The 19,409-nt window shown below is 40.0% G+C and carries 25 protein-coding genes; 1 reads left to right on the top strand and 24 read right to left on the bottom strand.

From position 1 onward, the window contains the following. Positions 1-8 precede the first annotated feature (8 nt). Positions 9-188 (top strand): hypothetical protein, encoded by a 180-nt coding sequence (locus HMPREF2957_RS07435; RefSeq protein ID WP_070679038.1) that lies wholly within the window; start codon positions 9-11, stop codon positions 186-188. 99 nt (positions 189-287) lie between these two features. Here HMPREF2957_RS07435 and HMPREF2957_RS07430 read toward each other — a convergent pair whose 3' ends face one another. The 24 genes from HMPREF2957_RS07430 to HMPREF2957_RS07315 form a co-directional block, all read right to left on the bottom strand. After that, positions 288-1,292 carry a GH25 family lysozyme gene (locus HMPREF2957_RS07430; RefSeq protein WP_070678621.1) on the bottom strand — a complete coding sequence of 335 codons (1,005 nt, stop codon included), beginning with the start codon at positions 1,290-1,292 and terminating at the stop codon, positions 288-290. Between the two features lie 9 nt (positions 1,293-1,301). Then, positions 1,302-1,580, bottom strand: coding sequence for a phage holin (locus HMPREF2957_RS07425; protein WP_070678618.1), 279 nt, complete (start codon positions 1,578-1,580; stop codon positions 1,302-1,304). 2 nt (positions 1,581-1,582) lie between these two features. Continuing rightward, entirely contained in the window at positions 1,583-1,999 is a 417-nt protein-coding gene (locus HMPREF2957_RS07420) for a phage holin family protein (RefSeq protein WP_070678616.1), read from the bottom strand. Positions 2,000-2,011: 12 nt separating this feature from the next. Continuing rightward, positions 2,012-2,632, bottom strand: coding sequence for a hypothetical protein (locus HMPREF2957_RS07415; protein ID WP_070678612.1), 621 nt, complete (start codon positions 2,630-2,632; stop codon positions 2,012-2,014). Between the two features lie 3 nt (positions 2,633-2,635). Then, positions 2,636-2,860, bottom strand: coding sequence for a hypothetical protein (locus HMPREF2957_RS07410; RefSeq protein ID WP_070678609.1), 225 nt, complete (start codon positions 2,858-2,860; stop codon positions 2,636-2,638). A 15-nt stretch (positions 2,861-2,875) separates the two neighbouring features. Next, positions 2,876-6,019 (bottom strand): phage tail spike protein, encoded by a 3,144-nt coding sequence (locus tag HMPREF2957_RS09400; RefSeq protein WP_070678606.1) that lies wholly within the window; start codon positions 6,017-6,019, stop codon positions 2,876-2,878. Further along, positions 6,020-6,742 (bottom strand): phage tail protein, encoded by a 723-nt coding sequence (locus HMPREF2957_RS07400; RefSeq protein ID WP_070678603.1) that lies wholly within the window; start codon positions 6,740-6,742, stop codon positions 6,020-6,022. Beyond that, entirely contained in the window at positions 6,736-9,489 is a 2,754-nt protein-coding gene (locus HMPREF2957_RS07395) for a phage tail tape measure protein (RefSeq protein WP_070678600.1), read from the bottom strand. The genes HMPREF2957_RS07400 and HMPREF2957_RS07395 overlap by 7 nt, the downstream gene beginning before the upstream one ends. A 278-nt stretch (positions 9,490-9,767) precedes the next feature. Next, the gene (locus HMPREF2957_RS07390) at positions 9,768-10,187 is read right to left on the bottom strand and encodes a hypothetical protein (RefSeq protein WP_070678597.1); all 420 of its coding nucleotides are present in this window, start codon (positions 10,185-10,187) and stop codon (positions 9,768-9,770) included. Positions 10,188-10,198: 11 nt separating this feature from the next. Next, entirely contained in the window at positions 10,199-10,777 is a 579-nt protein-coding gene (locus HMPREF2957_RS07385) for a major tail protein (RefSeq protein WP_070678594.1), read from the bottom strand. Positions 10,778-10,788: 11 nt separating this feature from the next. Beyond that, positions 10,789-11,112, bottom strand: a complete 324-nt coding sequence (locus HMPREF2957_RS07380; RefSeq protein ID WP_070678593.1) for a hypothetical protein — start codon at positions 11,110-11,112, stop codon at positions 10,789-10,791. Next, on the bottom strand, positions 11,109-11,456 hold the full coding sequence (locus tag HMPREF2957_RS07375) for an HK97 gp10 family phage protein (protein ID WP_070678590.1): 348 nt from the start codon (positions 11,454-11,456) through the stop codon (positions 11,109-11,111). Before HMPREF2957_RS07375 ends, HMPREF2957_RS07380 begins: the two co-directional genes overlap by 4 nt. Beyond that, a complete protein-coding gene (locus HMPREF2957_RS07370) occupies positions 11,453-11,752 on the bottom strand; it encodes a phage head closure protein (protein WP_070678588.1) in 300 nt (99 codons plus the stop codon). Before HMPREF2957_RS07370 ends, HMPREF2957_RS07375 begins: the two co-directional genes overlap by 4 nt. Next, positions 11,739-12,020 (bottom strand): phage head-tail connector protein, encoded by a 282-nt coding sequence (locus tag HMPREF2957_RS07365; protein ID WP_070678585.1) that lies wholly within the window; start codon positions 12,018-12,020, stop codon positions 11,739-11,741. The genes HMPREF2957_RS07370 and HMPREF2957_RS07365 overlap by 14 nt, the downstream gene beginning before the upstream one ends. Positions 12,021-12,022: 2 nt before the next feature. Continuing rightward, on the bottom strand, positions 12,023-12,313 hold the full coding sequence (locus HMPREF2957_RS07360) for a hypothetical protein (RefSeq protein ID WP_070678583.1): 291 nt from the start codon (positions 12,311-12,313) through the stop codon (positions 12,023-12,025). An 11-nt stretch (positions 12,314-12,324) separates the two neighbouring features. Then, complete coding sequence (locus HMPREF2957_RS07355) at positions 12,325-13,488, bottom strand: phage major capsid protein (protein WP_070678581.1); 1,164 nt, start codon at positions 13,486-13,488, stop codon at positions 12,325-12,327. Then, complete coding sequence (locus HMPREF2957_RS07350; RefSeq protein ID WP_070678578.1) at positions 13,473-14,063, bottom strand: HK97 family phage prohead protease; 591 nt, start codon at positions 14,061-14,063, stop codon at positions 13,473-13,475. The genes HMPREF2957_RS07355 and HMPREF2957_RS07350 overlap by 16 nt, the downstream gene beginning before the upstream one ends. Beyond that, positions 14,047-15,249: a phage portal protein gene (locus HMPREF2957_RS07345; RefSeq protein WP_070678575.1), complete on the bottom strand. Its 1,203-nt coding sequence runs from the start codon at positions 15,247-15,249 to the stop codon at positions 14,047-14,049. Before HMPREF2957_RS07345 ends, HMPREF2957_RS07350 begins: the two co-directional genes overlap by 17 nt. 17 nt (positions 15,250-15,266) lie before the next feature. After that, positions 15,267-15,485, bottom strand: a complete 219-nt coding sequence (locus HMPREF2957_RS07340; RefSeq protein ID WP_001002924.1) for a hypothetical protein — start codon at positions 15,483-15,485, stop codon at positions 15,267-15,269. 7 nt (positions 15,486-15,492) lie between these two features. After that, on the bottom strand, positions 15,493-17,223 hold the full coding sequence (locus HMPREF2957_RS07335; RefSeq protein WP_070678571.1) for a terminase large subunit: 1,731 nt from the start codon (positions 17,221-17,223) through the stop codon (positions 15,493-15,495). Beyond that, a complete protein-coding gene (locus HMPREF2957_RS07330) occupies positions 17,216-17,608 on the bottom strand; it encodes a P27 family phage terminase small subunit (protein WP_070678568.1) in 393 nt (130 codons plus the stop codon). Before HMPREF2957_RS07330 ends, HMPREF2957_RS07335 begins: the two co-directional genes overlap by 8 nt. A gap of 164 nt (positions 17,609-17,772) precedes the next feature. After that, complete coding sequence (locus HMPREF2957_RS07325) at positions 17,773-18,105, bottom strand: HNH endonuclease (RefSeq protein WP_070678565.1); 333 nt, start codon at positions 18,103-18,105, stop codon at positions 17,773-17,775. A 135-nt stretch (positions 18,106-18,240) separates the two neighbouring features. Then, positions 18,241-18,528, bottom strand: a complete 288-nt coding sequence (locus HMPREF2957_RS07320) for a hypothetical protein (protein WP_186822913.1) — start codon at positions 18,526-18,528, stop codon at positions 18,241-18,243. 163 nt (positions 18,529-18,691) lie between these two features. Next, entirely contained in the window at positions 18,692-19,234 is a 543-nt protein-coding gene (locus HMPREF2957_RS07315) for a site-specific integrase (protein WP_070678563.1), read from the bottom strand. Between the last annotated feature and the right edge of the window lie 175 nt (positions 19,235-19,409).

The raw sequence follows: 19,409 nt of genomic DNA, 5'->3' as shown, positions 1-19,409 counted from the left end.
CAAATAATATGAGAAAAGTTATTCAAGAATTATTAGACGGTTCGATGTCTACATCTGCAATTTCGCAAGGTGCTGGAGTTCCTTGGACTACTGTTTCTGACCTTAGAAAAGGAAAAACAAGCATGGATAAAATGGCCCTTCTCACAGCAGAAAAGCTCTATGAATTTGCTACAGCTGACAAGCAGTGATTTCGGTCACTGCTTTTATTATTGCCAAACAAAAAAACCGCTAGCGATTGCCAGCGGTCTAGTGTAATTAAATTTTGAAAGCCTTTCTATGCTTTATTTCTATTTCGTTGTGATGAGACCATCAGGTAATACAGTAAGCGCTGGTTTGTCTGAACGACTGCCATCCTCGTTGACGTAGTACCAGCCACCTTCGACTTGGACAAGTTCTTTTGAAGACATTGCGCCATTCTCTTCTTTGAGATGGTATAGTTTATCCTTGTATTGAACCCAACCAGTGACCATAGCTCCTTCTGTATCGAAGTAATACCATTTCCCATTGATTTTCTTCCAGCCAGTGGCCATGGCTCCTGAAGGATCTAAATAGTACCATTTGCCATCTGAATGCTTTTTCCACTTGTCTTCAAGCAGATATCCCGAACCATCAAAATAATACCAGGTTTCATCGATTTTTTCAAACTTCTCTTTTGGATAAGAGCCGTCAGGGTATTCATACCACCATCCAGTATCATTTTTTTTCCATTTGGGTTTAGCTTCTTCATCATCTAGTAAAACAATGTTCTTATCGTACGGATTTGAAGAGTATTGCCACCAACGGATTCCGTCCATACTTGGGAAATATTCAAAGTCAGCGTTACCATCGTTTAAACCATACCCAGCAATCCAAAGGCTGTTTGGGAATTTCGCAAGAATCTGCTCATAATAAATATTATTAAGCGTGAATGGCTTGTAGCTGTAATAGATTGGCTCGTAGCCATTTTCTTTGAGGATTTCCATGAAGCGAATACAAGCATCTGTATTTAATTGTTTATCTCCACTAGCGTGATCTTCGTAGTCAAGACACAAGTATTTTACTTTTTGAGGTACATTATCAAGGAAGTAGCGTGCCTCTCGCTCAGCTTCTTCGATGTCACCACCAAACCAAGCAAAATGATAGAATCCAACTGGTGTGGATTGCTCAACTTGAGCAGACAGGCAAGGGTTTAGGTAATTTGTACTTTCAGAAACTTTGATAATAGTATTCTGTGTACCCATATCCTCCAAAATACCTGTAATATCGTATCCATTGTGGCTAGATACGTCGATGAATAAGTCATTTTTCTTCATTGTTTTCTCCTAATCTTCGCTTGGTTCTTTATAGTCAAGAGCACGTTTGCTATCAGAAATTCCTGATGTTGTTGGGTCTGGAATGATATTTAAGATATTTACAATCGTCAACCCCACAAGATAAGGGTTTGCAAAGAATTTGCCAAGCAAGTCTAAAATGACTCCCCAACTGACCAAGTCCTCCAGTTTAAGATTGAAATATGCGAGAATTGGCAAAGCTAGTGCGAATGCCACTCGCAATAAAAATGTTTTGTTTTTTAAGTTAAAACGTACTTTCCAGTTAATCATGTTTATTCTCCTTTGTTTTTATCATCATCCTTTTCGATCAATCGTTGAAATGCTTTCAGGATCGGCTGAAAAAGAGTGATATTCCCTTTTAGTTTGCGGTAATTTTCAATGAGTGATTGAAAAGTAAATGCGATGTATCCGAGATAGATCGAGTACAAGAATGCGAAACCTGTCCTTTCAGGCAAGAGTACGGACATCGGAATAAGAATCATCAGCAAGAGGACTCCTAAAACCTTACGAAGGAGTCCATTAATGCCGATTTTGCTCTTATACTCGATGTCAGGGTTTGCGATAGCAGCAATTGTCCCTGTCAAGAAATCAATGATTTCCATTGAGACAATCAAAGCTAGAGCGTACAAGACCAGTCCATCTTCGGTCTGGACGACGCTACGAAAAAAATTGAAAAATTCGATTTGCATATATCCCCTTTCTTATCGTGCAACTGGTTGAGTTTCTAGTTCACTAGATAGTTTCTCTGGTTTAGGTTCTGTCCACTTCCAAACGGCCAGCTTACCGTTCTGTGATAAACTGCCTTCTAGCTCTGCTAGATTTTCACCATTGAATGTAAATTCTTGGTTAACTTGGACAAGAACACGTTGCCCTTCTCCGAATTTTGGAGTATGTGAAGGGTTTGAAACCGTGAAGATTTCGTAAGACTTGTAAGTCTTTCCGACTTGCCCTTCTTCAATCAACTCAAGGCCACGAGCGTAAAGCGTTGGATCGAGTGGGTTTTCTGTATTTGTGACTGCTGCAAGAACTGCCCAATCAGCAATCGATTTTGTTTCTGCAATTTTAGCATCTTTCTGTTCAAGTTTCGCTTCATATTCTTGAGCCTGAGTATGCAAATCTTCCTGCAACTTCTTCACACCTTCAGCAGGATTTAGTTCAGTAGCAACCTGACCAAGAACTGCCTCAATCAGAACCTCGTCTGACTCGTTCACACGGTCGCCAATGAGAATGCGGTCAAATGCCGTATAAGGCGCTTCTTGTCGAATTGCTACAAATGTTCTGTTGCTATCCTGAAGATATTTATTAACTACTTTAAATCCCATATGTTATTCTTCCTCCTGTGGTTTATCTAATTCATCTGCCACTTTGTCAAATAGAGCTTTTAACTCTTCGTTTGACTGCAAGACTTTGTTGATTTTTTCAAGTTGACTGTGAGCTTCTTTAAATTGTTCCCGTGCTTCATCACGTTCAGCAAGACTGAAAGCCTCATCGATTGTCTTATTTGTTAGTTGAATACCAAGATTTTGAATTACTTTTTCTGATATGTTCATGTTCTACCTTTCTATTTAACGCCATTTTGGATAATATCCACGACTATAATTGCCAGCTACTGCTCCAAGGTTTCTAAAATTGTCATAGATATCATCAAGGACTTTGCTTAAAGAAACGCCTTTCAAAACAATTTCCTCAACCCCAGTTATTTGACGATTTATAGCATTGATTGACAAAGATGTTACTCCATACTGACCGCTCTGCATAAAATCCATTGTCTGTCCATAAAATGTTATAGCTGTTTCAACATTAGCACCTGTCCTACCATTCCAAATTTGAATACCTGCAGAGGTATTATCCATTTTTTGCAAACCATTTCGGTTGCTCAGTAGAGCCGTGTAAGTACCGTTAACTCCATTGATGGTACCTGCGCCAAAAGTGAGATACTGCAGCGGTCTTCCTAGAAATCTGTTTTTAATACCTACACCATGCCCGTTCATCTCTAACCAACCTGTCTGCAAATCAAAAGTTGTGTTCCCGTTGATAGACGAAATACGCCCACCTCGAACATGCTCGCCTGTGATGTCGATGGATTGGACCTGAGTAATCGTCGCTCTTTGAGCAAATAACTCATTGATAAATGCCTGTTGTGATACAAGTTTTTTAATGAAGGCCGTGTCAAATTTAACCTTTTCAGCCGTTACTGCTTCAGCTCCCAAAATAGTAGTAGTAACTGAACCAGCTTCAAAGTTAGCGGTCTTGAGTTTATCGATCATTGCCGACTTGATGACCGCATTGTCAATTAAGGTCTCGCCTGAGATATGCGTAGCTTTACCGACAATGCGGTTGTTACCGTTAGCTCCTACGTTGATACCAGCGATGATATCTCCTGCGCTATTCAAAGCCTTGATAGCAAAGCTATCTTGTAGCAAGGACATAGTCACTCGGTTATACTCACTGTTATAGTCAGTGCTATCTACAAATTCTTCAGGAATTATGCGCTTATCGATAACCATTGGCTTATGAATAACGATGTTTCCTGGACTCGTAAGAGTAAATCTGATTGAGTACTCGTTCAGCTCGCCAGTCCTTGGGATGTCTAAATAACCTGTAAATACCTGGTTACCTGTTTTGGTAAGTGTAATTTGAGAGTTGTAGTACATTCCCAAACTTGTTGTGTTATCTAGCAACTGAATCAAAACTCTACCGTCTCGTGGTACCTTGTCAACTGCAATCTCAATACGATAACCAAGGCTTTCTCCTTGTTTAATAAATTTCTTTGTTAAAGGGAACCGAACTCCCAGCCAGCCAGACATGGAGTCAGTATAGTTAATTCTTATGCCATCATGGTCACCAAAACCAACACGACTCAAATGTTTATCTGTTGCAACTGATGAAATGTATTTAGGGATTTTAGTCGGAGCGTAAAACAGATTTGTCAGATTACTAAATCTCTTGCCTACTTCGACCTCAAATAATTCTGAGGTCAAGGCCATACGGGCAATGTTTGAAGCAACATTTGAGTCTGTCCTTCCCAAAATGCGTTCATAAATCAGTGAGGTTTCTTTGATTTGCTGGAAATCCAACCTATCTACCTTGTCAGCAATCTGACTAGATAGTTTTGTGAATTGACCGTCTACTGATTGTTTATACTCTGCTAACTTAGACTTGTTGTCTTGTGTTATGGCTTCGAGTCGTTGACGTGTCCCCTCTGCATCTTCGACATAGGTCCTTTTGGAAACATAGTTACTAGCCAGAACCTCCCTGATTTCTGTCAGTTTATTCTCAGCTTCTTCTCGTGAATAACGCTTCAGCTCATCTGACAACTTCTCACGTTCTTTCTGAGTCGAGGTTTTAAATGCATTTAAATCCTTAGCGTTGTCAGCAGCAATTCGTTTCGCTTCCTCGACGAGATCAGCATTTGCTCCAGCTTTTTGTAAAGCTTCCTCTGCTTTAGCTTTAGCTTCTTCAAAACCTGATGGGTTGAACTCTTGGAACCGTCTGTTGATTTCGTCAGAAAGTTTTTTCTTGTTTTCTTCAGCTTTGGCTTTGATTAGTTCGATACCGTCTTCGACTTCTTTTTTCAGTTGGCTTGATTGTTGTTCAAAAGCTAAATCAGCATTTCTAGCAGCTCTTTCAATTGCAATTTCTTGGGCCGAGTAGGTTGCTCCAAGGATTGCATTTGTTACATCAGAAAGACCATTCGATACTCCTGAACCTCCAAAACTAGCCTTGTCGTCAAACTCTAAAGAAATGTATTCTTCTTTTAGTCCATCGTACTCGTAAGCAACAGCTTTTTTGAAAATATCAACATTATGCTTTAAGCTCTTGAGATTGACTGTGTCCCCTAAATGGACGATTTGTCCATCTAATTCATAAGCTTCAAGCTTGATTGAGTCAGAGACCTTGTCGATGTCTTCATTTGTGAATTTAGCCTGTGCCCACTTTTTCAACTCTTCAACAGTTTTGGCATTGTTATTTTCATACTCTTTTTCGTTAATGTACGGATATGAATTGATTAGTGGACTATCGACAGTAACCTTGATAGTCGTTTCTGTTTCAGCACCTTCAGGTTTAAAAGTCGATTTAGCATGGATTCTTGTGACAACATTCTGACTGTTTTTGGTGCGTTGGAAGTCCTTCAGATTTTTATGCGTTGTAATTACAACACCACGATTCTCACCACGACTCTTTTTAATCGTTAGTGAGAAGTTATCACGCACTAATTCACCTTCCCAAGTGCCAACGATACTATGTTTACCATCCAGCAGTACAGAATAGATATTCTCTGTTTCTGTCATGTTGAATGTTCTGCGTTCTTGAATATCGCTTGTAAATGAGAAATCCCCTAAATCAGTTTTGGCATTTTGAACCATTTGAGAAAGTGCGATTGAACAAGTTTGATTTGCAACCTGAACAGGCTTCACAGAACGTTGCATGATGTCGTCTGTGATGTGATATGCCGTGATTTCGAGTTGGTCATTGTTTTCAACGGGTTTCTTGATACGGAATAACTGAGGTCCTAAGACGGGTGTAGGACATTTTATCAGCATATCCTCTTTTATTTGTTTGTAAATCCCAGTGTCAGAAATAGGGTATTTTACAGTAAGAACAAAGTCGCCATTCATCGATTCTTTGATAATCGCAGATGTTGCTTCATGAAGTGGCTCACCGTTCCAACGAACAGTTCTTACATTTCTATCAAGTAAATAAAGCAATTATGCCCACCCCCAAACTGTTTCGATTTCAATCGATTGAATACCAGGACCTAAAATAACCCCAACATTCTTCACTTTCGCTGGATCAACTGTGATAAAATCCCCTGACCATTTAACTGGCTTTCCTGTTGTGGTCTTAAAGCTTGGATTGTCTGGATTGTTGACCATTACAAGTGACTCTGTGAGGTTTTCAAGTCTGATGACTTGTCCAGCAATCGTAAACGAAGTTTCAGTAGTGCTCTGGCCAATGATTGTGATTTTCGGAAAGGCAAGCGCAGAACCCTGGACAGATAGCGTTCCACTTCTTGTTAAAGTCTGAGTGTCGCTCGTCTTAAAGAATTTTGTAGGATGACAAATGAATGTCACTTTGGTCATATGAAGACCAGGTTGCACTTCTTCAAGATCGGTTGCATTGGCTTTGTAGCACCACAAACGAGTTGTTTTAACACGTTCACTTTCTAACCAGAACTTCTCACGGATAAACAGGCTCATGAATTGATTCATCTGTTCTTCAGTCGGTTTCACAAGATAGATTGAGTAAGTCTTCTTTACTAGACCTCTGTGCTTATTTGTTTGCACGATTGCTCCACTAATCCCACCGTGCTCCAAAAGAGCCGTCTTGCTCTCTCCAAGGGAGATTGAAGGAGAGTCGTGGACAATAGCTTTGAAAGGAAAAGACGATGTTCTAACACCGTCAATTATAAGTTCATTATACTTTACCATGCAACTCCTCCTCTCAATTGGTTCCTACGTTGGATTTCATTTGCAATCCGTTGAGCAACCTCATCAGCAATTCTAGTAATGTCTGCTTCTTCTCTGACAACATTGCCAGTAATGGTGATGTTGATGTTTGTTGGACTATCTCCCATCGTCTGAGCAATCCCACGACCAATAGCGCCAAGAGTCTTGTCGTTCAGTGGTAATACTGCTTCATTTCCGGCTTCTCCACCAACCATAAGGTTATTACCATTTGCACCAAAGATGGTTGGTTTTGTCATGATACCACCCTTGGCATACCACTCAATACTGATACTTGGCACACCTTTGCTCAACCAATCCAATGGATTCGCTGAACCACTTACTGAAAAGTGGGGTAGTGGGATATGTGGCCAACTAACACTGAAGTTAAAAAGACCTTTAATCGTACTGATAGCTGAACTTACAAGGTCTTTAGCTCCGTTGATGGCATTCCCAATCGAATTCTTGATTCCTGTCCAAACATTTGAAACAGTGTTTGAAATACCATTTAGTACATTTGAAATTGTACTTGAAATTCCATTCCATACATTTGAAATTGTACTTGAAATGGCATTTATCGTATTTGAAATGTACGATTGGATGGCTGTGAATATGGTCTGAACAACATTTTGGATAGCATTCCAGATAGTCGAGAACACTCCCTTGATTGTTTCCCATGCTCCTGACCAGTCACCTGTGATGATCTGCATGACTGCTTTAATGATACCTAAGACAACATTAATTGCAGTTTCAACTACAGTCTTGATGACTTCCCAAGCGGTCGTGATGACTAGTTGGATATTCGCCCATGCGCCCTCGATTAATGGACCTAAGAAAGTCATGACTGCATCAATTACGGTTTGGATAGCATTCCAGACTGTTTCTGCACTAGATCGTATAAGCTCTTGATTTTCTGTCCACCAAGCAACAACCGTTCCAAAGATACTCATGACAAAATTAGAAATCTCTGATACGACTGCATTGATAACTTCAAGAATCGCATTCCAAACGGTCGTGACCACATCTCGAAAACCTTCGTTAGTTTCCCAAAGGTATTTCACAATTGCAACAATCGCTGTTATAGCTACCACTACTCCTGCAATAATCCCAATGATTGGTAATGCCGCTGCAATCATAGCTCCGAATGAAGAGATAAACACGGCTTGCAGGGTTAAGAATATGGGGGCTAAGGCTCCCACAATTGTCAAAACAACCCCTAAGATGACAATGAAATCTTTTACTGGATCAGGTAAGGAATTGAACAGCTCGGCCACACCTTTCACAATCGTTGCCAAGGTTTGGAAAACAGGGATCATCATTTCCAGAAGAGGTTGACCAATAGCAGATAATGCATTGGTTCCAGCTTGTTTCAGATTCCCCATCACGTTTTCTAATCCGTCTGATTCTCTTGCCGCCTGTCCAAGAGCTCCTGAGAGTTTATTTCCGTCTTCGACCATCTGAAGCAATGTTAATTGCTTCTGCGCTTCGCTCAAGTCCTTGAATGACTTTCCGTACAATTTATTTGCAGCGGCATTCCTGGTCGTTTCTGTTGCAGAAATGCCAAGAGAGGCATCGTTAGCAAAGTTTCCCTTCAAAAAAGATTGTAAGCTCTCTGTTACGCTCTCAATAGATTTGTCATAGAAGGCTGCACCGTCTGCTGCTGCCCTAGTTGCACGAGAAGTAAGATCCAAAGCTTCTGCTGTATCCAATCCTGAAGTTTTGGCAAATGAAGCCATCTGAGTGAATGATCCTTGCAATCGCTCTGGGACAATATCCATTTCCTGACCAATAGCATTCAACGATTCTCTTGCTTGGATTTCCATATCTCCGAAAACGGTAGTAAATTGAGCATTACTAGCTTGCATTTGAGCAGCTGCTTCTAACGCTTCTTTTCCTACTTCCACAAGCTTTTCAGAAATAGCGCTCAACTTCTCACTAAACTGTTGAAGTAATTCTGCTCTTAAATTTCTTGAGATTTCACTTAAACTTTCTTGAGTGCTATCAGCAGCAGTCTTTGTTCCCTTCATCTCATCATTGAGATGATTAAAAGCTGTCTTAGCCTGATTTAGCTCAGCTTCCATCTTGTTGGCTTGTGTGGAGTTCTCACCAAATTCTTTTTTAGTGATTTCCAATTGCTGTTCTAGATTTGAAATCTGTTTACTTACAATCTCAGACTGGGCGCCAATCTTTTTCTGGGCAAGAGCATTTCTCTCAGCTTCGCTAGCATTTGAACCCAAAGCACTTTCTTGCAATTTGAATGAACTTGTCACCTTACTCATCTCTGAAGCAAGTTGACTCTGTTCATTCTGCAATTCTTTCAGTTGCGTTTGGTTGCTTTTAGTTGCATTTCCATTCTCAGCAAGTACCTGATTTACGTTTGCTAGTTTTCCTTCATAGCCCTTCAGGACATTTTGGGTTACTTCGACTTCACGTTGAAAAGCACGGTACTGATCAGCGCCGATATTCCCATTTTTGAACTGCTGTTCCACCTGAGACTGAGCTTGCCTCAAGGTTTCCAATTTCTCCTTGGTCGTCGCAACTTGCTTTTGCAGAACTTCTTGCTTCTGAGTCAAAAGCGTTACGTTCCCTGTATCAAACTTCAAGGCTTTGTCAATCTGTCTCAACTCCTGACTTGCATCTGTTGCAGCCTTATTGACATTCTTGAGCGCCTTCTGTAAGGGTTGCGTGTCGCCATCGATTTCAATTTTGATACCTTTGATATTTCCTGCCATATTTCCTCCTTTCTCAAAAAAATAGAAAAGCACTGAGAGAACTTCTACGACTGATAATGCAGTCAGGACAAGGAACTTGACCTCAGAATCACTCTCTCAGCACTCATTTTTTATTTAAAAACTGTCAAAATCAGCTTGCGTGGCTTTCCGTTCGCCACCCTTATCCTCGCTCCGCAGATTTACATAATCCGTTTGATAATCCAGAGCCATTCCGATTGAAATATGCTTTAAATCATCAATAGACAGACCAGTTTCTTTACAGCAGGATAAGTAGGACTCTACTGTAAAGATTTCTTCGCTAGCTGATTCTGAGTCATCTGGTGCTTTTTTGTCGTCATGCTTGCATTCAGCATTTCCATCAGCACAGGACCAACTTCCTGGATCGGAAATACTTCCATTTCCATGAAGAATTGTTCATAAGGCTTGATATGAGGATTTGCAGATTTAGCAAAGGTCCAAAAAAGACGGTTGAAAAAGGTCATGTCAAAATCTGACAACATCGAAATATCAATATTAGTCGCTGTCAACTCCTTGTCGGTTTCAAGCTTGTTCAATTCATTCATGAATGATTGATTTTTCAACATCGAGAACAAATCTTGAAAATAATCTTTTCCAAATTGTTGCTTGTAGGCAATAGGGGTATAGCCGTTGGTCCCTAACTCATACTCCTGATCACCAACCAAAACGATTTTGCGCATAGATTTCCCCCTTAACCTGTCACTGCAGTAGGTTCATACACTTTCTTAAACCAGTTGTCATAGATTTCCTTACTATCAGCTGATGTGATAGAACGTTTAACAACTGAATCAAGAGGACGAGGACTTGCTTTAAAGCCAAGTTCACGCTCATTGACATTTGTACCGTTCTTGGTTTTTGAGCCATTTCCTGGACGGCTCGCTGAACAATAGTAAAGAACATGACGTGTTTTGTTCTTGTCCCCTGAAAATTCAAACATCAAGGCAAATGATGTGAATTCTGCATCAGCTTTTTCAGTCAAAACACCCGTCTGAGCATCTTTGATTTCACCCAAAATCTTAGTCGCAAACATTTCAATAATGTGAGAGATTTTGAATTTCCCTTCATATCCTTCATTTGAATTCATGAAGTGATAATCGATATCATCTGCTTTGATTGGTGTTGATTCACCCTTTGGATCCAATGTCAATTCCATTGCCCCAGGAAAGCGGAAAATTTCATCGTAAGCAATCACTCCATCTGCACCAATTGATTTGATTGGCGCAACGTGAACATTTTTTAAACCAAAGGTTACTTTGTTTTCTTGAGTCATGTCATTCCTCCTTAGTATAGATAGACTGTATAAGACTTGACATAGAGTCTTTCAGTCTCGATAAATGTTTCTTCTTGAACATCGAAAAAGAGCTCGTGGGTTGTCCACAGCTCTTCCAGACGTTCTTCCAAATCTTCATCCTTACTCTCAAAAGCCAGCTCAACTGTCACGCTCTTAATCTGATGATTAACCGTGTTGTCAGCTGCATTGATGGCTGGACTTGATTCATAATAGACCAGGTAAGGTAGGTCAGGAGCGTTCCCAGTTTTAAACGCTCGATAAGTGACAGGCAAGCTTGCCTGTCCCAAAATAACAGCAAAGTCTGATAGCTTCATTTCCCAATCTCCTTGATACGCTTCTCAAAGTTCTGAATTGCTTTTTCTTCAGCTGGCTTGATGTGGACGATACCAGCGACACGACCACCATTTCTTGAAAGGTGTCCGTTCTCAAGTATGTGAGTAAGACTTGCGACTGCGTTGAAGACAACAAAAGAGCCATTGGCCAACTTCTTCTTTTTCCAACTTCTACGATACTTTCCGTATCGTTTCGGACTTGTCTCTTTCAACTCATCCACAGTCTCATCAGCCACTTGCTCTGCAATCTTATCCACTTCTTCAGTAACCTCATCTGAGTAAGCCGCAAGCTCTTTCGCTATCAAATCAGCAAGGTCAATACTCATTTCAAGACCTCTGACAAAGTCAACTCTAAAATTTCAGAATCGATAGGATAGGTTTTTAAGATGCGATATTGCTTGCCTTCGAATTTCGCAAACTCCTGATTCTCATACTCAAAATTTCGAATCTCAACGACCAAGCTCGGTTTTAGCCCTGCTTGATTCGCCTGATAAAATTCAGAGCGAGTGACCCTCTTTTTGCGACATAGGAGAGTAGCTTCAACATCTTCAGAGATTGGTTGGAGTAGTTTATCCTTACCTGTTACTTTCTTAGAGATCAGCGTGATTTCATGATTCCACATTCTTGACCTCTTTCTTTGATGCTATCTGTAAATTATGCAGTCGCCACTGAAGGTGACGTGGCATGTCCACCCCACCCTCATAGCGATAAGCAGCATAGTCAACAATAAACATTTCATGGTCAGCACGCTCACCGACAAGCTCGATACCGAGGTTATCGGTCAATTCAGTGATGACACTTGAAATGATTTTTTTTAACGGCTTGTCTCTCAAGTTGGTTGAAATCCCCAGCTTGAGCTTCAGCAATTCCAAAAGCTGACCTTCGTTCATGTTTACTCCTCAACTTCCTTAGCAGGCTCTTCAGCAGTTTCCTCAACTGTTTCTTCCTGCTCAACTGCGGGCTCTTCCTTCACTTCTTCTGTTTTAGACGCTGGTTTCTTAGGCTCATCCTCTCCCAAAACTTCAAGGAAGATAGACCCAGCAGTGTTGGCACCAGTCAAAAGGCCATTGGTAAAGCTATCTGTTGGCTCATATCCATCACGAGGAAAGATATCGCCAACAGCATAGTCATGATTTTCAGGATCGGCCAAGTCCTTGAAAGGACGGATTACTTTATAGCTCATACGCTACCTCCTTAAGCTACAACATCAGTGTAGGTTCCGAATACCCCAGCATCTTCATCAGTCTTCTTGATGTCAAAACGTAGGTATGATGCAAGGTTTTTACCAAATTTGTGATTGTCTTCCCAATTCACGCTCAATTCCATACGGTCAAACAATGTAAGGAAGTATTCAACATCTCCGATAAAATACTTCATTTCCCCTTCTTGACCCAAAAGAGTGTCATCAACAGGGTAGATAGTTTTTCCAGAGAATGAATAGCCTGTTGGTGAAGTGATGTCAGGTTGAAGCATGTAGCGGCCGTCCTTGTCCTTAACTTTATCCAATGCGTTGAACATAGAGTCAGTAACAACAAGAGATTTTTTATAAACAGATGAAATCTTAGTATTCAAAATATCTTTAAGTCCATCATAACCGCTAGCATTTACAACTTTTGCAGTTTTCAAAACATCCGCAACGATTGCCAATTTTGTTTGTTCGTCCTGATCTTGAATATCTTCTTGCATGATTCCAATAAGGTCATATTGTGCATCTTCAATCGCCTCACGAGAGATAGGAAGTTCCCCACGGTAAGTCTTAATTTTATAATCAACTTCAGTGATTTTTGTTTTTCCTAATTCTGGATTTTCTTCAAGTTCACCAACCTCTGTCATCTTACGATTTGATTTCTTCATGACTGGGTAAGTACCTGAGCCACTTGTTACTTTTACAATATGGATTAGATTAAGCAGCGGGTTCTGACGTTCAGGTGTTTTTTGTGGTTCCAAAACCTCTTTCGGAATAATCGCTCCTACATCTGTTGTTTTAACACCTGTGCGTTTTTGTCCACGAGAGCGGATGAATTCTAGTACTGCGTCACGTTTTTCCAATTTCTGTCCTCCACGTTTTTCTTGACTTGGGTAAGTCGGGGCTTTGCGATTCAATTCTTCAACTTGATTTTGCAAATCTTCGATTTCATTTTCAAGTTGTTCTTTTTCTGCCAATTTTTCATCCAATTCTTTTTGAATGTTTTCCAGGTTCTTTTCAACTGCTGAAACTTCTTCATCATTTCCAGCTTGATCCAATTTCTTCGCTTCAAGTTCAGAACGTTTGTTCAATTCTTTGATTGATTCTTCAAGTTCTACCACTTTTTCTGCTTTGTTGCGCATGCGAGCGCCTAAAATCAATGATTTGTGCATAGGTTAAATTTCTCCTTAATTTCTTTCTTGCGCTTATCCAGCGCTTCACGATTGGCACGCTGTTGACTTTCAAAGTCTTTCTGTCGTGCAGCAATTTCCGTTTGCGGATAGGCTGGGAAAGTACATGGACTCACTTCAAAGATTTCTAATTCTAAGATAGTGTCCAGGTACGAACCATCTGCTTGCTCTTCCGTATTGATTTTGATTGGGATGAAACCAAAGCTACATCCAATCACATCGCCACGCTGAACACGAGCATAGGCCCCAACAGCTTGCGGATCATCTCTATTGATAATGATGTCACCGTACAGACCGATGTCATCAACTCCCAAAATGACCGTTCCATTACCAGTCCGACCAAGCACCAAACTATCATCATGGTTAAATAATGCTCTGATGTCAGCTCCTTTGATGGCTTTTTCAACACCCTCACGCTTAATCACTTCAAAATAACCAGGCCACAGTTCTGTTACTTCATCAAACTTGATAAAGTACCCACTCAAAATCAAATCACCAGTATCAATTTTTTCTCGTGTTTTGAATTGAGCGGTACGATAACTATTCCGTTTCTTCATTCTCTTCCTCACCCCCTTTCAGTTTCTTCTGGTCCCCAAGTCTATCTTGTGGGATATAGTTTTCAAGAGCAAGGAGCTCATCCATGTCAGGATCAGGTGGCATACCAAGCCAATCCCTCCACTCGTTTCGACGCATTGCCATGCTTTTAGTCATCTGTTCAGCGACTGATGACAATTCTGTAATGTCATACGAATAAAGCGAGCGAGCATTCAGTTTAAAATACCGATTGTTTGAAACGAGTAAGTCTCTCGTTAAGGTCTGAGTGATCGTTGTAGCAATGCTCATGATCGTTGTATTGACAAAGTTGTTGTATTCTTCTTTGTCAAAACTACCAACCCCTAAAATAAAAGCTGGCACTCCCAAAAGTCCAGCAACTGTTTTCTTGTCAATTTCAACAGATTCATTGATAGCAATATCTTTCAAACTTAATGGCTTGACCTGTTCAACCTCTAGCAATGCATCAGGAATAATCCACGGCTCACCAGCTTGACTAGTGCTAAGATATTTCTTAGCGACCTGGTCACGTCCCTCTTGTGTTCCTAATTCCCCACTAGAAGAATCAACCTTAACAATTAGGCTAGGAACGTTCTTGCCACTCATAAAACCTTTTTTAATTTGAGTTGCAAGGTTTAAATTCCTAACAATATCCCTCAGAGCAAGTCTGTAGCCAGTCCCTACAAATGGATTGTCTGGATCAGGATTGATTACAAAGTGCACGACTTCGCTTGGGTTGTAGTCAATGCCACGATAATTCACAACATAACCAACATCATCACTCTTGAACGATACTTCACCCATAGAGAATGGTCTCAGGTTCAAAATATAATCATTCACAGGATCATATTCGACATGAAGAACCGAATTGCCGTCACCAAATAACAACAGGTCACGCACAATCTTGAAAATCCAAGTTTTGCGAGTCATGTTGTCGCATGGATTTACATCAATCTTCCGAGCCAATCCGTCTTTTATTCGGATGTCACCTTTGTCAGTATTCTCCATCAAGTGAATGGTCATATTAGATACCATGTCAGCAATCTTGTTGACTGCAGCAATCACATCAGGATTGCGAGCCAGCGGCACATAGCTATCACCGTCGATATAAAGCCCAAAATCTGAATGAGTAATAACATTCGTTCCACTTCGACTCTTACCACGTTTTAAAAACCTATCTAAAAGCCCCATCTTTACTCACCTCCTTTCTAGCGAAAAGTATTTTGGAAAAGTGAATCAAAGTGTTTGTTTCTTACGATATTCTGACTAACATCAACTATTTGTTTATCCCAGTTAACTGTTTCAGCCCTCAAATCTTTCGTATAACTTTGACGAACGATTACTTCTTCCCCGTTTAAAATTACTTTAACTCGCCCTTTATTAATTAGCACATTAATTTCATGTTCTGATAAAACTATTTCATTCATAATTCACCTAATCAAAGAAGCTCATCACATCGCTATTCTTACCAAGATTAGCAAGAGCCTGTATACAAGCAAAGACGCTGGCATCGAACAAGTCAATTCTTGCAGTGCCACCGTCACCGTCTAATTTTTCATATTGCACAGCGTCATCCACCTTTTCAATCGCTCTAACATTGCTCACACAGTATTCGTAAGCGTCAGAATGAAGATAGTAAAACTCTTTATTCTTAACTTTGAACTCAATCCGTCTGAATCCCTCTGATTTCAGATAGAAAAGCTGAGGTTGGTCAATCATCTTGAACCGAGCTTGTTTCATCTTGGTCAGGAACTCACGACCAAACTTCCTATCCATTCCGACAGTAGCAATCTTGAATCCTTTCTCTCTCATCTTGATGAACCATTTAACTATATCGTCATAAAGGACGGTTGGAGTGTTGCTCATGGTCAACCATCCATCAGACTGCCACCCAAAGAGTGGAATTCCGTCATCGTTAGCCTTCTTTTGAGCATTGACACGAGGAAAGAAAGCGTGTGTGATACAAATATCAACGTCTTTCTCACCATCATGATAGACACCATAGAGAGCAGCAGCGGTCAAGTCGTGCATTCTTGATAAGTCAGCACCACCATACCACTGAATAGGTAAGCGTGACAGTTCCTCTAAGGTCCAATCGTATTGACTATCTGAAGCAATGAATTCATCAGGATTGAAATAAGCATTCATAGAGTTTGTGAAAACATTCAAAGTTTTATTAAAAAACTCATTTCTTGTCTGAGGGTCGTTCATAGCTTGTTCTGCTTCTTCTTTCAGAGCCTTGAGCGACACCGTCACACCACATGAAGGATTGGCTTTTTTAAGAACGTTCTCGTCCAGGTAATCTCCTACATCGCCATCTGTGTTTTGGTCAGCTTTGCAGATAAACATGAACAAGGAATCATCCTTGACCAATTGTTTGAGAACCTTTTGACAGTATTTTAGACGGTTAGCAAGAAATCCAGTAGGAATATCACCAGCCGTAGAGATAACAAAAAGCATACTGTTTCGGTATGCTGACATTGTTTTCTTCATAAGTCCGTATTTCTTACTGTTTCTCATCGTGTGAGCTTCGTCCAAGATAATAACATTCCCATTCAAAGAGTCCAAACGGCTCTCATCGTTGGCTAGTGCCTGGATAAAGAAAGAACCCTCACCCCCAAAATTAGCAGTGATAGAGTGTTCTTGGTTATTATCCTTGATACGAATGTTCTTGTCGTTCCATCTTTCCACGTTGAATTTCAAGAATCCAAAGGCTTCCATTGCTTGCTTGACTGAGTTGGCCACGATGTAGCATTTTGAACCGCTATCCGTGTCTAATATCTGATAAGCTAGAGCGATTGCAGCAGTAAACGATGTTTTCCCATTCTTACGAGCGAGCATGATAATCGCTTCTTTGAACCTACGCTCATTTGACCCCTTGTAGTAGAAACCAAACAGATTGACTACTACAAAGTGTTGCCACGGTTGCAAGAGTAATGGCTTGTTACGTATGGATACCGCAAACATATCATCACCCTGCTGATGGACTATCGTGTTCTCGATAAAGTGAACAACGAAATCAACGATTTCCTCATCCATTTCAAACTCGGGATTGTCAAGATCACGAATGAACCTTTCAGCAGCAAGAATATTCTCCTCGCAATGTTCCTCTTTGTGAGAAATGACGTGCTGAGCATACTCTTTCGCTTTGTCAAGATTACCCATTACTAGTCACTCGCTTTTTCTTGATTTCGTTCTTGAACTTCAAGACCTCAGTAAGAACTGACTCGCCTTCTTGCTCTACAATCTCACCGAGCGACTTTGGATTCATCATTAGCTGATTAGAGTAGCTGAGAATGTCTTTTCTCAAAATTTCCATCGCTGTCAAGATTGGAACTTTACGCTCATTCTCTGCACCAGCCTTATTGACGTAGGTGTCTGTTACTGGATAACCCATGTCAGCATAATCTTGAGCAAGTTTCTGATACTGGTATAGCATGCCGGCAAAAATGTCAATGATCATTTCGAACTCTTTCCGATAAGTGCCCAAATCTTTCATCTGCTTGACCACTTTTGACTTAATCGACTTTGCTGTAATTGGTTTAGCCAAAAACTACCTCCTTTCGTCAAAATCGCTTAGTTTTTACCCCCTTTTTGTTTGAAGGCCCCCGACTTGGAAAAAGTTCCCTTCACCGGTACCCTACTGGTCAAAAAAATATTTTTTTAGGTGGGGGGGGTAAAAATAAAAAATCGAAAATTTTAAAAATTCGATTTTTACAAAATTTCATTTTTTTGATTTTTAAAAAAATCCTCAAAATCCTTTTTTCGTTTCTTCTGCCAATATAATCCCTGATTAATTACTTTGTCATTGACTCTATCATGAAACGTGTTATGTTTTTTATTTGTCAATGGCAAACAATTCCATTCAACAAATTCAAGTTCAGGATATTCTGACACAGGGAAAATATGATGGACCATTTCTGCTTGAGTAGAAATTCCATAGCGTAAACTTTCTTGACAAAGATAGTCATGTCTGCGCATTATCCTATCCCGAAACTTCTCCCACTTCTTAGACTTCAAGGTTGGTCTGATAGTTTTGTTATACATCTCAAACCTCCTTTCTCAATACTAAAAGGGACAGGTCAGCGACCTATCCCCTCTCATACAAGAAATCTATGCTACCATAATAAACCTTTTTTTGTGAGACTTCAAGATGTCTTTTGTCTCATTTTTTTTTAAACATTAATGATCATCTGGGAAGTTAAAACGTTTCGAGATGAATTCTATAGTTTGTGGATCTGTATCTATGTTTACTTCTGATTCTGGAATTATAGAAACTTTTGTTTCAGAATCTTCCAGTATTTCTTTTTCCCAATCTACAAGAATGTATGTACAATCTGGTCCGAACTCTTTTGGAATGACATTGTACCCAACTATCTTGAAATTCACTCCTGGATTATTTTTAATGTCTTTGTTCAGTTTGTTAATTGCTCCAGATTCAAACAATATATCACGATATTCTTTAATCATGTCATACTCCTTTTTCTATGTTGTTTTACCTCTCACTTTCACATATCTTATATTTTGTTAAACTCACTCTAAATCTCAAACCCTTACTAATCATAGCTTTTAAAGCGTTTCATTTTTTCAGTTTATGCTTAACTCATTATGTGAAAGTAATATCCAAAAAAAATTAAATGACAAAGTTCCGTAGCGCATCATCAAGCTCTGCTTGCTCAATCCCTATGTATCTAAGAGTTGTTGCTGGTGATGAGTGATTGAACATTTTCTGTAATGTCCCTACGTCTTTTGTCTTGTTGTAATATTTATAGCCGAATGTCTTGCGCATTGTATGTGTGCCAACATTATCAATGCCAAGTTCTTCAGCTGCTTCATGTATGATTTGATAGGCTCGCTCACGAGTGATCGCTTTATTCTGACCTTGCCTACTCTTGAATAAGAAATGATGAAATGGTTTACCCTCAACATATCTCCTCATTTCTTTCTTGAGTTCTTTTGTCATCCGTCTTGTTATCTGCTTGCCAGTCTTCCGTTCTCTCAATTTGATGTGCCAACCTTGAACATCTTTAACTTTCAAGGTAAGTATATCTCCGACTCGCAAACCAGTATTCAGGCCTGTAATGAATAGCATATAATACATCTCATTCCACTCCTTGAGATAATCTTTCATTGCCTGAATGTCGTCATTATCTTTTATCGGTGATACAAATTCCATATTCTACCTCCTTTCCCAAAACAAAAAGCCAGCATTTGCTGACTCTTGATGATGCTTCTGTTGGACAACTTTTTGACTAGAATTAAGGATGGCTCCTCAAGTGTGATATGTGTTTTTGTTTCAGAAGTTCATGCTATCATGATAAACCTTTTTTTGTGAGACTTCAAGATGTCTT

The organism is Streptococcus sp. HMSC062D07, from assembly GCF_001814215.1.
In the GTDB taxonomy this organism is placed as follows: Bacteria; Bacillota; Bacilli; order Lactobacillales; family Streptococcaceae; genus Streptococcus; species Streptococcus infantis_I.
This window is presented reverse-complemented; position numbering and strand designations above follow the sequence as displayed.